Here is a 15,382-nt window from a genome sequence, read left to right as displayed (position 1 = left end):
ATTGAGAAAACAGTGCCTGAGCCGATGACTTTACTTAAGAATGAGTAAAGGATGCAAAGGCTGCGATGCAATGGATTGTCGGGTTTATGATGCTTATGTTGAGTCTGTCCACTCAGGCCGAATTGCAGTTACCTGTTTATCGTGTAGCGATTGTTGATCGCTTTTTCCCTCCGGCCGAAGGCTTTGAAAATGATGAGGAGCGGGTTCTTCACGGCTGGCTTTATGGCATGATGGATTTAGACGACGATGAACGTCAGGAACCTTTTTATCATGGTGATGTTGTTCGGCTGATTGCCTCCCATCCCCAGATTACGTTTATTCAGTACCCGATTCTGGATGGGAAGAAACCCATGTCAGAGATTTTGGTCAACCTTAAAAATATATTTGCCCGTTACGCAAAACAGCCCGTTGATGCAGTTCTTCTTTCCTGGGAGTCTTCCACGCTGATTAGCACATTTAAGGCACCGCTCGAGCTGGAGCGGGCGGGTGAGTACAAGGATAAAGTCAGGGAAATGGGACAGACTGATGAAGTCTGGAAAACCACACACCAGATTATCATGGCTCTGGAGGCTCTTACCGCCAAGGGTATACAGGTCTATACCATTGCCGGTAACGGCGGGACAGGAATGATCAATACATTTTCTCTGGCGGATGATGTGGTCACGGTGGGCTCCGTCGAACCGGAATTGAAACATTTCGTTGCTAACAATCCCTTTGTTGATACCCACGCCCAGGCTGCCTACGAAGTCATCCGGGTTGATAATTCTGAAGGTGAGCCCATTGGCTATGACCTGAATGGCGACCAGTGTGTTGATATTCCACTGGATCGCCTGACCGGTTACACCCGGAAAGTAACAGAATACCCTAAAAAATTCTGGCGATTGCTTACGGGGTCTTCATTTGCTGCTCCTGCTGCTCTCAAGGCAGCACTGTTTGCGAATCTGCCATTGAGAGCTTGTCACTACTAGTCCCTGAACCGTACAACAAACCACGCAGCCCAATTGAATACGTGTCAGGAATCAGTAATAAAACGACATATGTCAATTATTTGGTGGTCATTCTTTAGCTTTTTTTGCTGGAGTATTTTCACTGCCGGCTGACTTTTGGACAGCGGCGAGGATGCCTCTGAGCATATTCAGCTCCTTGGCTTCAGGTCTGGCTCGGTTGAACAGGCGACGAAGACGGGTCATTACCAGGCCCGGGTGCTGTTTGATGATAAAGTTAATCTTGTTCAGCGTCTCTTCCAGGTGTTCGTAGAAATATTCGAGCTCGCGGGCCAGAGGGTACTCTTCGGTTTCGTTGCCGGAAAAATCCGACTGGCTCTGGCGTAATTCTGCCTTGCGAATGTCGTAGCAGAGAATCTGAATGGCAGAAGCCACGTTCAGTACCGGGTATTCAGGGTTGGCATCAATGGAGACATGATAATGACATTTCTCAAGCTCCTGATTAGTGAGTCCCATGGTCTCCTGACCAAAAACCAGTGCCACTGGATTCCGGACCGCTTCAGTCACCAGTTTGTCTGCACAATCTTCAGCCGTCAGCATGGGACGGGTAAAGGTATGGTTGCGACTGCGGGCGCTGGTTCCTATCACCGCGGAGCAATCAGCAATTGCTTCATCCAGGGTCTGAAACACCCTGGCAGCCGACAACACATCCCGGGCCCCTGCTGCCATAGCCTCAGCACCCGGGTCAGGGAATCGCCGGGGAGAGACTAGACAAAGGTCTGAGAGTCCCATGGTTTTCATGGCTCTGGCTGCGGAGCCAATGTTTCCCGGATGAAAGGTATTGATCAGAATAATGCGAATGTTAGACAGCATCGTGACCCGAATTAGCACTGAGAAGAGGAATCTAAAGCCGGGAATTATACGTTGAGTTGTTTTGACTTACGACTGTTATTGCAATCACCCACTGGTCGGATACTTATTGGATGAAACCGGTGTGAATTATCGCCATTCTTTCTGAAAGGGTACGGTAATTTACGGATGCCTGACTGTATAACCACCCTGGTTCAGATAGAATAGCTTTCTTTTCCCCTCAGGTTGTTTCCTCTGCTATGAGACGTATCACGGAGAAGCGGGCTTATAAATGGTTGATCGGCCAGCTCAGTCCTACACAGAACTGGTTGCTGGCATCCATCATACTGGGCTTGATCAATGGTCTTCTGTTCCTGGCGCAGGCTTCGTTGCTGGCGAAAATTATTCATCAGATCGTGATGGAAGACGCAGTCAGGGCGTCTTTGATCCATGACCTGATGCTGACTGTCATGATCATAGTGCTGCGAGCACTTTGCCATTGGGGCAGGGAGATCACTGGTTTCAGAGCCGGGTTGGTTGTCAGGGAAGTCATTCGTGGAGCCATTCTCAACAAGCTAAAAGCTCTGGGCCCTCTGGTGATTGCTGAGCAGCCTGCAGGCAGCTGGTCGACTATGGTGGTAGAGCAGGTGGAAGAGCTACAGGAGTTTGTTGCTCGCTACATTCCACAGATGGCTCTGGCGGTATTAATTCCTTTGGTCATTTTGATCGTGGCCTTTCCAATGAACTGGACTGCCGGTCTGATTTTCTTGGGGACAGCCCCTTTGATTCCAGTGTTTATGGCATTGGTAGGAATCAAGGCCGCTGAGGCGAATCGACGGAATTTTCGGGCCTTGAACCGACTGGGAGGCTTCTTTCTGGATCGTTTGCAGGGGATGGAAACGTTAAGGCTGTTCCAGCGCACCCGCCATGAGCACGAGTCTCTGAAAACGGCCAGTGAAGATTTTCGACATAAAACCATGCAGGTTCTGCGACTGGCCTTTTTATCTTCCACGGTGCTGGAGTTTTTTGCGTCTGTTTCCATTGCCATTCTCGCCGTTTACCTGGGAATGAGTTTTCTGGGCTATCTCAATTTTGGCAGTTATGGTGCCGGGGTTAGCCTCTATTCCGGTTTATTCCTGCTGTTGTTGGCACCTGAGTTTTATCAACCTCTGCGTGATCTGGGAACGCATTATCACGCTAAATCAAAAGCAGTAGGTGCAGCAGAACTTATCCTTGAGACGCTTGAACGCGAAGAGTCCAGGGTGCATCAGGGCAAGGGTTCGTTGGCCATGGAGACGCCGGTTTCACTCAATGCAGAGCGTCTGACGGTTCAGGGTAGTGTCGAAGGCAGAGCATTACTCAAGGAAGTCTCTTTTGACATTGCGACCGGCGAACGGGTGGCCATCATTGGTCCCAGCGGGGCAGGTAAGTCGACGCTGGTTAATACCCTGATGGGATTCTGGAACTATCAGGGCAAAATCAGGGTCGCCGGAGAAGACCTCTCCAGCTTTTCAATGGATAACTGGCGTAAAAGAATCGCCTGGTTGGGGCAGCAACCCATGATTATCCATGGCACGGTCTATGAAAATGTTTCATTAGGTCGTGATCTGGATGAGTCTCAGGTCAATCGGGCTCTGGCAAAGGCTCAGGCTATGGAGATTGTCGAACAGTTACCAGAGGGGCTGAACGCTCTGCTGCAAGAACAGGGGGGTAACCTTTCTGTAGGGCAGGCACAGCGAATAGCGTTGGCAAGAGCCATCGCTGAGCCGGTGAAATTGTTAATTCTGGATGAGCCAACAGCCAGTCTGGACGCCTACAATGAGCGCCTCGTTCTGGATGCTCTGGAAGCCATTGATCCGGAATGTACGGTGATCACTGTCACTCATCGGCTCAAGCAAATTGATTCGATGGACAGAGTGTTGATGCTTGAAAACGGGCAGTTGGTCGCCGATGGTGAACCAGGTGTTCTCAAACGGGAGTCTGCGGTGGTGCAAGCCTTTGTGGCTGGTTTAGCAGGGAGTCTTGATAATGAGTGATTTGCTGCCTTATTTAAAGCTTTATCGCAGGCACTGGGGTGCTCTGTCTGTGGGTATGTTACTGGCTCTGGCGACCTTGCTGTTCAGTCTTGGGCTGTTGGCTTTGTCTGGCTGGTTTATCACGGCAACGGCTCTGGCGGGTCTGACGGTTGTGACCGCTCAGACGTTTGACTTCTTCTCTCCCGGTGCGGGGGTTCGAGGTTTTTCGATCGGTCGTACTGCTGCCCGATACTTTGAACGATTGGTGAGTCACGATGCTACCTTCAAGCTGTTGGCCTGGCTGAGAAGCTGGTTCTTCGAGAAACTGCTTCCACTTTCTATGACTCAGTTGAAGCGCTATCGAAAAGCTGAGTTGCTGAACCGTCTTGTGGCGGACGTTGATGCTCTGGATCAGCTTTATCTGAGACTGTTCAGTCCGGTCACTGCTGCGGTGCTGGTTGTTATTCTGCTTTCCCTTGGACTGAGTTTCTTCAGTCCTGTACTGGGCCGGGGGGCGATACTGCTGATGGGCGTCTGGCTGATCGTGCTACCCCTGATGTTCTACCGCCTCGGTTACAAGAGTGGTCGGCAACAGGGCAAGCTGATGGGGGAGCTGAGACAAAAAGTCCTGGACTATCTACAGGGCATGGCTGAATCCAGAATTTATGGTTCAGAAGTCAGGATGAGAGAACGTACCGACGCTACTGAGCAACATCTGCACCATACCCAAAAAAAAATGTCGAGACTGGAAGGGCTGGGTGGTGCGTTGATGTTGGCCGGGGCTGGCATTTCAGCGGTCATCATGCTGTATCTTGCCGCAGGAGAATATCAGCAGGGTGTTATTTCCGGGCCCGTTATGGTTATGTCGGTTTTTGCGGTGTTGGCAGCTTTTGAAGCATTGATGCCTTTGCCGGGTGCTTTCCAGTTTCTTGGCAACACCCAACTGGCCGCTTCGAGGCTGACCGAAATCCTTGAAGAAGAAGCCATTGAATTTGGAGATAAAACCCTACCGGATGCCTTCAAAGGCCAGATTGCTTTTCTGGATGTCTATTTCCAATATCCAGCCGCAGCGGTCAGTAAGACAGAGGGTCCGATGATTCTGGATGGCATCAGTCTTGATATTCCAGCAGGTCAGCATCTGGCATTACTGGGTAAAACGGGTTGTGGCAAGTCAACACTGATCCGAATCCTCACCCGACAGCTCACGGGGTTTGAAGGCAGAATCGAGGTGGGTGGCATTGCCATTAATGACTATTCCGAGGCTTCACTCTATCAGTTGTTAACGGTGATTCCCCAGCAAACCCACGTGTTCAGTTCGACGCTCAGGCAAAATCTGAAAATGGCCCGACCCGAAGCGCAGGACAGTGAACTTTTGGAAACGGTCAAGGCGGTAGGTCTGGATCGTCTGGCAGCGGCTGAAGGTGACCATAACTTGCTCGATCTATGGCTGGGGCAGGGTGGGGTTGCTCTTTCCGGAGGAGAGCAGCGCAGGCTCGCGATAGCCCGGGCACTTTTGAAAAAGGGTGAAGTGTTGATTATGGATGAAGCCAGTGAGGGGCTTGACCCGATCAGTGAGGATCATTTGATGAATCAGATTCTGGACGCATACCGGGATAAAACCGTCATTATGATTACCCATAAAAAGGCCATGCTGGAGCGCATGGACCGCGTGATTCAAATGGATGGCGGGCGCGTTGTTTAGCCGGGAAATTCTATGGTCATGACGGTTTTTTTGGACGCCCTCTCTCGTCCAGTTCTGTATCGAAGTCGATCAGGTTGTCATCGTTGCCTTGTCGCTGGCTGAGAAATTGCGCGGTCTCTTGTTTTTGACGATCACTGATCACTTTTCTGAGTAAGCTGAGCTCGGACAGTCGATGACTGTCAGGGTTGGTCGCCAGTTCATCCCGGCAGGCTTTCAAGAGTTCGATTTGCTCGCGGGGGGAATAGTGGCCTATAAAACTGTCCATATACCGATCGGCCGATTCCCGGTCATGATTCTGATTGGGAAGAATTTCGTGATAACGCCCCTTTCTTTCAATCTCATCCGGGCTATCTGTCGGCAATACCGTCAGGCTTTCCCCTTGATCATTGGCTTCAGGGGGATTCATTAGCTTCACTGCAACACTCAGGCGCAGGGACATGCGAGCCGCATCATTGCGATTAAGGCCCAGGCTGGCAAATTCTTCCATCTGCCAGGGGATGAGTTCTGCCACCAGAAAGTGTTCAGGGAAAGGTTGATCGTTTTCAATGCACCAGAGGGCAAAACTGTACGGGTCTTTTTGCCAGAGTTCCCGGGCTAGTTGAGTGCGCTCGACAAGCTCCTGTTCCGGGACTTTAACAGGAATCAAACGCTGGTCAACCAGTCCTGCCCCGGCAACGCTCCGGGCCCAGCGGCATTCGTGAATTTCCCGCTCATTGATCTTTTTATCGCTGAGCCAGCCACGGCCCCTGAGCATGTCAGCCAGTTTAAGACCGAAGTCCTTTACCTTTCTGACCATGCGCCTCCCGAGCCAGCGAGGCTTGTCTTCAGGTTCGGGCGGCTGTCGGCTTGTCGGAATCGTTTCCCGGAGGAGGTCCTGTCGGAGTGTGTTCAGGCAGTTTTCAACGCTGGTGGCCATGGTTCAGTCCCTGTAGAGCCGTCCTTATTATGTTTTAGAAACAAACATTTTCAGTATAGAAGGCTGATTATGCCCGCCTTTTATGGCAGCTTATCATGCAGATAGCGATCGATTTTATCAGGCACTGTCAATAAAAGAGGGTTGAGTCGTAGCACTTCGGTGTGAACTTTAGGCAAAGCTTCATCTTCATACTCATGGGCGATAGCGTCAGGCAATACCCGGCGATATGGGGTCACAGTTTTTTTGAAAAGAAAAGGCTGTTGGGGTCTTCCTGATAATCTCCAAAAGGTGAACAGGGCTCAAAACCAAAGCGCTCATAAAGCTCACAGGCTGGTTTGAAGTGGTCCATGGAGCCTGTCTCCAGGTACACGGTTTTATACTGTCTTCGTTCCGCTTCACTGAGAATATTTTTCAAGAGAGCCGAAGCCACACCCCTTCTGAGAAAGCCGGATGAGGTCTTCATGGACTTGATTTCACCTTCATGGGGCGAGAGGGCTTTCAAGGCGCCACAACCGGCCAGACTGCGGTTTATCCAGACGGACCAGAAGGTAATATCTGGCGAGCGCAACGCCTCAATACCCAGAGCATGAACGCTTTCTGCCGGTGACTGAGTGTGCATATCATCCAGATGCTCCTTGAGAAGATAAGCAATTTCCTGGCCCTGCAGGTCGTCTAGTTTTATTTCCATAAATAATTCTTTTACTGCCGAATGGTTGTTGAAACTGGAAAGTGGATGCGGTGATCCGTCGCTTGCGGAGTGACAATCTTGATCCTGACCACTTCCGGCGACTTAACCTGAATGATTTCGATCCAGAACATAATATTTTACGGTATCCATATCTTCTTTTACTTTTTCAAGAATTTCCGAGGTGGATCGAAAACCGAGTCTCAAGAGTACCCGCTCGGACTTTACGTTCTTAGTGAGTGCTCTGGCGCGGATCTGGTTGAATGGCAACTGCTCAAAGGCATGGCTGATGAGTGATTGTCCGGCTTCAGAGCAATACCCCTGCCCCCAGTAGGGCAGTCCCAGCCAATAGCCCAATTCAGCTTGTGTGTGGGTGGTGTTAGTCAACCCAATGGCTCCCAGTAGTGTGTCTGATGATTTCAGTGTGATGGCATAGACGAAAGCACTGTTTTTTTCTCTCAGGCTTTCATTATCCTTAATCCATTCTTCTGCCAGGCCATCAGGGTAGGGGTGGGGTATGTTTTCGGTCAGTCTGGCTACCTGCTCTTCTCCAGCGAGTATTTCTACCTGGCCAGCGTCTTGCGGAGTGAAAGCCCTGAGGATTAATCGGTCTGTGGTAATTATCTTTTCCATAATGTCAGACTCTTGTTGTTGCTTCTTGTCTGATATCCTGCCATGAATTTAAACATAAATCCTTTGTTTTAAAGCTTTTTTGAGGTGATGTTCAAGTCACTGACATGACTGAGCGTTGGTTCTTTCATCAAAAGCACTCAACAATATCGTCCATTGAAGAGTGCCTCAGAAAAACACAAATCTTGAGTATCTGGCCAGTTGGGTACGCACATTCTGGTGAGTGGGTTTTGTCATCCACCAAGGCACTCATCCCAGTTACAATGACTGAGCCTGGCCTTATTTACGTAGCCAGAACTGGAGCGCAGCAGGATGGAAAAAAACCACCGTCCAGATTTGTGAAACCAACTGGTTAGCTGCTCATAACAGGTGGGTGATGGATTGATAGATGGAATTTGTATAAATGTATTCTCTCTGATCATCTGACAAATTTTTGATACCGTTTCTGATTTGTCCAGCGAGTGATTTAACCGAGCTTGATGATCGATCAAATCCCTTCTCTGTTTTCAGGCTGGCAAGTTTTCTTATGGCATCAACTAACGCCTTAAAATCCGGTTCCATCATAAACTTAGGGCCTTTACCTCCTTGAAAGGGGTCCTGTCCGCCACCGGCTCCACCACTGGCACCAGCGCCTTTGCCATTTTTGCTGCTTTTTCCACCGCGTCCATGACTACCACCTCTATGGCCATTGCCATTATTCTTACTTTTGGCGCCAGCGCTTCCATTGCTTCCTCCTGAGCTGGCTTTATTTTTATGCGCTTGTCGGATCTTGTTGTCAGGGACTGTGAAGTCAGCTGCACCCAAATACAATCCGGTACAAGCTGGAAGACCCATATCTGAAAAGCCAACACCTGAGACGTCGCCAGAAATCATTTTGCCAAACAGTGCAAGACCCGAATGGAAGCAGCCACTGATGGTGGGTTTGAGTTGAGAGCGGTCAATAATGAAACCCTCTTCGATAATGACATCGCCCGGCAGTTCCAATAGAACCTCTTCTTCATACCCCGGAGATGCCATTAAGGTAGGATTCTTCGATGTTAAGCCATCAGAATAATCATCATCGCCGGCACGGGGAGAATAGATCGGATAATACTTGCCTTTGTGGGAGGTGGGTTCAATGTTTGATGGTGAAATAAATGAGACATCTATCTCCTTTTGTTTTTGATGTTCCTGCGTTATGGAAACGCCTGAGTCTGACACCGGAGAGGGTTTCAAAACAATGGGGAGTCTGACATCGACAAGAGAAACTTTTTTGTTATGTTCACTTAAGGGAAGAACAGTAATATTGCATTTATTATCAATCCATTCGCCATAGGCACCGCCAAGACTGGAGGGTGAGTTAGCCTGATTGAAACGCTCTCCATACTCTTCACACAAGGTGTCCACTGGTAACCCATAGGAGCTCATCGACATGGAAAACGAAACAGCCAGAAACAAAGAAGGGGTTAATGCGTTTGAGAAAGAAGGAAATGGTTTATTCAACGAAAACCTCACAGTTTTTATATTACAGTTTTGTCATTAGTTGTGAACTAATCAAAGTAGTTTAAAAACAGAGAGTTGTATGGATTTTTTTTGTTAAGGTATAGTTACCAGTCTTTATTTTGGTCATCGGTCTTTGACTGTCACTATTCAAGACAACGGAGCTTATTAACCGTTGACCATACCGGTTCTTACAAATGATCCTTGACTGAAGTCTCAAGATTTTCTTCTCCTGAGAATCAGATTTCATCTTGATTAGCTTAAGGACTACCAAGTCTGAGAAATATGAATGAGAGGAATTAGCTTAACCTGATGTTCAGTTTGAGTGCTCCAGTCCAAAGAGCACATAATTACTAGGGGTATCACTCTGATAACCTGAGACATCGGTTTCATTTTCTCTTGAGCTAGCACAATTACATGCGCCGTCACAATCACAGGTTTTTACTAATTCTGAATAATGTGGAGGGGGTTGGTGAGCTATAACATCGTAATTATTAACCACCATCGTCAGTGTGTAACCATGAGCGCTAACCGCAATCGCCAATACCTGAATATCTTCGTCGGATACTTGATTAAGGTGGTATTGTACTTTAATCCCATTAGTGAAAATGAATGATACAAAATGTGATGGTTGCAGGCTTTCACTATGACTTCTGTCATTTCGACCTTGCACAAGAATGACAGCCGGTAAAGCTTCATGGGATAACTCAGGTATTATCAATTTTAACCTCTGGTTGGTTGATCGGTTTAGCTGACCTATTATCCATTTTTGTGCTTGTGAAGTATTCAGGAAAAGCTCAACTATATGGGTGTCATCATCGAGAGCTTCTCTACTTAACAAAAAAAGTGTTTGAAGATTATTTGTTCTAGCTCTATGAGTCATAATGCGTCTATCGATAGTTCGATGTTCTGGAAAATTGCTTGGTGTTGCTGCCTGCAGTGCTCTCACCCTTTCTTGCTGATTTTCCAAGTCATGTGAATGTAGCTCGTATGCTACTGAACAAGGTTTACAGAAAATGCAACATAATAATTCTGAAAGACTGCATGTTGTTGTTGTCGTTTGACCTCTTAGTGTGTAACGAGTTCGGACGGTATGTTTAAGGTCATTAAGGCCGTTGCCAAATAAGCTATAAAAGAAATCTGGTACATTATTACTAGTATTAGTCTGGTTAAAATGTATTTGAGTTTTAGAAAATACGTCATAATGGTCGCAATCACGCCCGGTATCAACAGAGTCCAGTTGATCGGAGTCATCATAATTACGCATTCTTACACCATCACTATACTCGCTGGAAGTGGATGATGTGGCTGTACCAGTGAGTGTTAAATGGCCATGATTTTCCAGCTTCCAGTTAAATTGTAACTCTTTTGAGTTTGAATGAGATGATAGTAAGCAAAGCAGGAATAAAACAATAAAACTGACGTTTGTTTTCACTTTTAACTACCTGTTTATCATTAGTAAAATTTTAGATATTGGCAGTTAAGAATAGTTCAAATGACTTATGTGAAAAAACTTTCTGGAGTTCTAACGATAACTAACCGTACCTGAATGTTTAAAAAAAAGAGAAGTGTTTGGTTTTTTTGTTAAGGTATCGTTGCTTTTACCCGTCTTTATATAATTGTCGTCGGTCTAAGCCCATCACTATTCCCAACGACGGAGTTATCTATCAGCTTACAATGATAGCTCTTAGCAATGCTGTTGATTTATGTCTCATAAACTTCTCAACCCGTGGATAGGGTTTTCTCTTGATTAGCGGCAAGACGATTCTCCCTGAGAAATGTGAACGTAGCATAACCTGATGTTCATTACTGCTTCACATTAAACTCGTCATCCGCGTCTTGACATTCCGGGTATCTATGCATTTCATTCTCTTCTTCCTCTTGGGGCATTTCTTGTTCATTAAACAGGGTGTAGGTGGTTCGGAACGCATCCATATTGAAATTGCCATCCTCGTCTTCGGTTTCCCGGGAGTCTGGTAATAAGACGTGAATTTTCTTCTTAGTGGGCTTGTCTTCGCGTTTCAGCCGCGAGGAGCGGTGCAACTCCATATTGAAATCGCCATCCTTGTATTGTGATACCATCGAGCGTAATATTTCACGAGCATCCTTCATGGTGAGCGTGTTTTCCACTTCCGGCCAGTGACACGCTGCTTCCAGCTCTGCAAGAGTGGCTCCGGTATTATTATTTCTTAAGGTGGCACAATTACATGCTCCACCACAGTAACAGTTTCCTGTTCCCGGGAATTGTGCAAAATGTGGAGGAGGTTGGTTAGCTTTAGCGGAAGCATCATAATGATCGATGGTGAATGTCAGGGTATAAAATTTAGAGCTAACCGAAATCGCTAATACCTGAATGTCATTGTCGGGTGATTTCCTGAGGTGATATTGTACGACAGTTCCTTTTTGAAAATATAATGATAAAAAATGAGACGGTTGCAGGTTTACACTATCATCTTCAATGCTTTGCTGTTGCACAAGAATATTAGCGGGCCTGGCCGTATTGAATAACTCAGGAATTATCAGCTTAAACGTCCTGTAGGTCAGAGAGTTTAGTAGCTGATCTATTATCCATTGTCGTGTTTCTGGAGTATTCAGGAAAAGGTCGAATATATGGGTATCATGGTCTATTGCTTTTGTATTTGACGATAACAGCTTTTGATCATTATCGGTCACGACTATATAAGATCGAGATACAGAGCGGCCAACGATACTTACATGTTCTGGCAAACTCTCTGGCGTTGCTGCTTCCAGCGTTTTCACCCTTTCTTCATCCTTTGGTAAGTTTTGAAAAAACATACTGCTAGTCGAAATAAAAGGCGTATTAAAAAAGCTTAACATTTTGGATAATATTACGTGCTGTTGTTTTCGTTTTACCTCTTAATGTGTAACGAATATGGAAACGATGCTGAAAGTTATGTTGGCCATTTCCTAATAAGTCACGAAAAAAAATTGGCACACGATTGGCCGTGTTATGCTGATTAAACTCTATATTAGCGGAAGAGGTCAGTCCGTAAGTGACAAAACGATCCCCGGAAATATAACTAAAACATCTGGTGGGGTCATCCCAATAGCATTTTCTTGTACCCTCACTGTGACTGGAATGAGTGGATGATGTGGCTGTACCACTGAGTACTGATCGCCCCAAATGCTCCAGCTTCCATGTAAAGTGCAGGTCATTTGAGTTTGAATAAGATGATAGCAAGCAAAGCAAGAGTAAAATGATTAACCTGACGTTTGTTTTCAATGTTAACTACCTATTTGTTACTAATATCAATCTTCAGACATTGGCAGCTGAGAATAGCACGTGCAGCTCATCTCACTATTTTTTTTGAGGTTTTTACAACCTTGTACTCATTTTGACTGCTCCAGAGTAAAAAACACACTATCAGTGATGCTGTCACTCATGTTCTCATTCATGTTGTCATTCTGATAATCTGATTCATCTGTATGATTATTTCTTGAGTTAGCACAGTTACATGCTCCTCTACAATGACAGGGTTCGACGAAGAATAATGGTCCTTCCGATGAATAATAAGTTGTCATAGGTTGGTTAGCTAAAGCATCATAATTATCAATAACAAATGACAGGATATAAGAATCAGAGCTAACCGAAACCGCTAATACCTGAATGTCATTGGTGGGTAATTTCTTGAGGTGGTATCGCACAACAGGTCCGCCACGAAAGATTAATGTTAAAAAATTTGTTGGTTTCAGGTCATCGTCACCTTCACTGTCGTTTTCACTACTTTGCTCTTTTACGACAATCTCAGCAAGTCTGGCTGTATTGAATAACCCGGGTATTATAATAAATTCATGCGTCTTGTAGGTCTCAGAGTTTAGATGTGCTTTTATCAAATTTTGTGTTTCCGGATTGCTCAGGAACAGGTCAAATATATAGATATCATCGTCTACAGCTTCTGTGCTTGACGATAAAAGCCTTCGAATATTATCGGTCAAAGCTATATGGGTTATAGAGCGGCTATCGATGCTTACATGTTCTGGCAAATGGTTTGGCGTTGCTGCTTCCAGCGCCTTTATTCTCGCTTCCTGCTCTGGAATGTCTTGATTAATCGTCTCGCTTCTCAAAAAAAAAGGAAAGCAGAAAATGCAATATAATAATTGAACAATATTACGTGTTATTGTTGTCGTTTGACCTCTTAGTGTGTAACGCGTACGAAAGATATGCTGAAGATCTTGAAAGCCATCTCCTAATAAGCCATGAAAATAAGCCGACTCATGAAAATAAGCCAGCAGATTACTGGCTGAGTCGAACTGATTAAATGCTATATGAGTAGAGGAGACCAGATCATAATTGACAAAGTGATCCCCAGATATACCACTAAAAAATTTAGTGAGGACATGCTGCCAATAGCACTCTTTTGTTATCTCGCTATGACTGACGTGTGTGGATGATATGGCTGTACCACTGAGTATTAAACGATCGAAATACTTTAAGTTCCATTTAAAGTGCAAGTTTTGTGAGTTTGAATAAGATGATAGCAAGCAGAGACAGAGTAAAAGGATTAATCTGACGTTTTTTTTCATTGTTAACAACTCATTTGTTGTTGATATTGATTTGAGACATCAGCGATCAAGGATAGTTCAAATAGATCATATAACAAACTTTTTAGGTTTTAACACTATTAGACGTCCTTGTACAACTTATAAAACTTGGGCAGGTTGCTAATAATTTCTAGATGGAAGCTCACTTTACAACCTGAATGACTCATGGGGGCTCACTGAGCTGAGTAATGGAGTTCTGTCTTTTAATAAATGCCCAATAGTCATCAGAGGCAGGTGTTTTGTTTTTTGACTTTCAACCTGACGTTGATTACCGCTCCGTATTGGGCTGTTCATGATCGTTTTTCCATTTCGGTAAGAGCAGCGCTGCTAGCACCAATTGTCTCACTTCTTCCGGCATACCATCTTCAGTAATCATATTACTCTGGGCGTGGAACAACTCCCTATTCAACATGTCTTCAGAATCGGGCCTGGTATCATTGTTTCTTGAGGTAGCGCAATTACATGCCCCATTACAATGACAGGCTTTTTGTAATGGTAACTGTAATGGTAGCTCGGCATAAAGTGGCGGAGGCTGGTTGGCTATAACATCATAATTATCAATAATGAGTGTCAGGGTGTAGCCACTAGAGCTAACCAGAATCGCCAGTACCTGAATATTATTGGTGGATAACTTCTTAAGGTGGTATTGCACTTTAGTTCCGGTCAGAAAATTCAATGAAACAAAATGTGATGCTTGCAAGTTTTCACTATCGTCTTCACTGTCTCGTTCTTGCACGTGAACTGTAGCTGGTATAGCTGTATTGATTAAGCCGGGCATTATCAATTCCAACATATGATTGGTCGTTGGATTTAGATGCTCTACTATCCATTTTTTTGTTTCTGGATTATTCAGGAAAAGGTCAAATATATGGGTATTATCGTCTATAGCTTCTGTGGTTGACGATGAAAGCGTTTGATAATTATTGATCACAGCGGTATGAGATATAGAGCGGCTATCAATAGTGACATGTTCTGGCAAATTGTCTGGTGTTGCTGCTGACAGTGCTCTTACTTTTTCTTCCAGGTTTAGCAAGTTTTGATAAACGGTCTCGTAACCCGTATAACAAAGAAGGCAGCAAAAACAGTCTAAAAACTGAGTAACAATGGAGTCCCTTGTTGCAGTTTGACCTCTTAATGTGTAACGAGTATGGAAGGTATGTTGAAGGTTATGAAGGCTGTTTCCTAATAGGCCATGAAAAAATGCTGGCACAGTATGAGCCGAATTATGCTGATCAAATTCTATATTAGTGGAAGAAGCCAAGTCATAACTGACAAGATAATCACAGGAATTATCACTAAAACATTTAGCAGGGTCATCGAAATAGCATTCTCTTGTGGGATCGCCATGACTAGAGTGAGTGGATGATGTGGCTGTACCACTGAGTACTAATTGATCAAAATACTCCAACTTCCATTTAAAGTACAAGTCATTAGAGTTTGAATAAGATGATAGCAAGCACAGACAGAATAAAATGATTAATCTGACGTTTGTTTCCATTGTCAACTACCTATTTGTTACTCATATCAATTTTTATACATTGGCCGTTAAGAGTAGCACACACAGTTCAATAAACTGATTTTTTTGAGATTCCTACTGGT

Annotated in this window: 13 protein-coding genes; 3 read left to right on the top strand and 10 right to left on the bottom strand. The window is 45.3% G+C overall.

Annotated elements, in window-relative coordinates; all coding sequences use genetic code 11:
- Nucleotides 1-65 precede the first annotated feature (65 nt).
- Nucleotides 66-968, top strand: a complete 903-nt coding sequence (locus KBW69_RS02020) for a hypothetical protein (protein WP_257279745.1) — start codon at nucleotides 66-68, stop codon at nucleotides 966-968.
- 87 nt (nucleotides 969-1,055) lie between these two features.
- Here KBW69_RS02020 and trmJ read toward each other — a convergent pair whose 3' ends face one another.
- Nucleotides 1,056-1,817: a tRNA (cytosine(32)/uridine(32)-2'-O)-methyltransferase TrmJ gene (gene trmJ / locus KBW69_RS02015; RefSeq protein ID WP_257274681.1), complete on the bottom strand. Its 762-nt coding sequence runs from the start codon at nucleotides 1,815-1,817 to the stop codon at nucleotides 1,056-1,058.
- Nucleotides 1,818-2,053: 236 nt separating this feature from the next.
- Here trmJ and cydD point away from each other — a divergent pair, with 236 nt between their 5' ends.
- Nucleotides 2,054-3,829, top strand: a complete 1,776-nt coding sequence (gene cydD, locus KBW69_RS02010) for a cysteine/glutathione ABC transporter permease/ATP-binding protein CydD (protein ID WP_257279744.1) — start codon at nucleotides 2,054-2,056, stop codon at nucleotides 3,827-3,829.
- Nucleotides 3,822-5,510, top strand: coding sequence for a cysteine/glutathione ABC transporter ATP-binding protein/permease CydC (gene cydC, locus KBW69_RS02005; protein ID WP_257274683.1), 1,689 nt, complete (start codon nucleotides 3,822-3,824; stop codon nucleotides 5,508-5,510). Before cydD ends, cydC begins: the two co-directional genes overlap by 8 nt.
- A gap of 16 nt (nucleotides 5,511-5,526) precedes the next feature.
- Here the strand turns inward: cydC and KBW69_RS02000 are convergent, their stop codons facing one another.
- The 9 genes from KBW69_RS02000 to KBW69_RS01960 form a co-directional block, all read right to left on the bottom strand.
- Nucleotides 5,527-6,426 (bottom strand): hypothetical protein, encoded by a 900-nt coding sequence (locus KBW69_RS02000; RefSeq protein WP_257274684.1) that lies wholly within the window; start codon nucleotides 6,424-6,426, stop codon nucleotides 5,527-5,529.
- An 80-nt stretch (nucleotides 6,427-6,506) separates the two neighbouring features.
- Nucleotides 6,507-6,662, bottom strand: a complete 156-nt coding sequence (locus tag KBW69_RS01995) for a hypothetical protein (protein WP_257274685.1) — start codon at nucleotides 6,660-6,662, stop codon at nucleotides 6,507-6,509.
- Nucleotides 6,659-7,114 (bottom strand): GNAT family N-acetyltransferase, encoded by a 456-nt coding sequence (locus KBW69_RS01990; RefSeq protein WP_257279743.1) that lies wholly within the window; start codon nucleotides 7,112-7,114, stop codon nucleotides 6,659-6,661. Before KBW69_RS01990 ends, KBW69_RS01995 begins: the two co-directional genes overlap by 4 nt.
- Nucleotides 7,115-7,216: 102 nt before the next feature.
- Complete coding sequence (locus tag KBW69_RS01985) at nucleotides 7,217-7,744, bottom strand: GNAT family N-acetyltransferase (protein WP_257274687.1); 528 nt, start codon at nucleotides 7,742-7,744, stop codon at nucleotides 7,217-7,219.
- A 357-nt stretch (nucleotides 7,745-8,101) separates the two neighbouring features.
- Nucleotides 8,102-9,223, bottom strand: coding sequence for a hypothetical protein (locus KBW69_RS01980; protein WP_257279742.1), 1,122 nt, complete (start codon nucleotides 9,221-9,223; stop codon nucleotides 8,102-8,104).
- A gap of 313 nt (nucleotides 9,224-9,536) precedes the next feature.
- Nucleotides 9,537-10,655: a hypothetical protein gene (locus KBW69_RS01975; protein WP_257274689.1), complete on the bottom strand. Its 1,119-nt coding sequence runs from the start codon at nucleotides 10,653-10,655 to the stop codon at nucleotides 9,537-9,539.
- 371 nt (nucleotides 10,656-11,026) lie between these two features.
- A complete protein-coding gene (locus KBW69_RS01970) occupies nucleotides 11,027-11,980 on the bottom strand; it encodes a hypothetical protein (protein WP_257279741.1) in 954 nt (317 codons plus the stop codon).
- Between the two features lie 591 nt (nucleotides 11,981-12,571).
- Complete coding sequence (locus tag KBW69_RS01965; RefSeq protein ID WP_257279740.1) at nucleotides 12,572-13,765, bottom strand: hypothetical protein; 1,194 nt, start codon at nucleotides 13,763-13,765, stop codon at nucleotides 12,572-12,574.
- 286 nt (nucleotides 13,766-14,051) lie between these two features.
- On the bottom strand, nucleotides 14,052-15,281 hold the full coding sequence (locus tag KBW69_RS01960; protein ID WP_257279739.1) for a hypothetical protein: 1,230 nt from the start codon (nucleotides 15,279-15,281) through the stop codon (nucleotides 14,052-14,054).
- Between the last annotated feature and the right edge of the window lie 101 nt (nucleotides 15,282-15,382).

Origin of the sequence: Endozoicomonas sp. ISHI1, assembly GCF_024606225.1 — a bacterium.
Lineage (GTDB): Bacteria > Pseudomonadota > Gammaproteobacteria > Pseudomonadales > Endozoicomonadaceae > Endozoicomonas_A.
The sequence above is the reverse complement of the archived record's forward strand: the minus strand, read 5'-3'. Positions and strand labels throughout refer to the sequence as shown.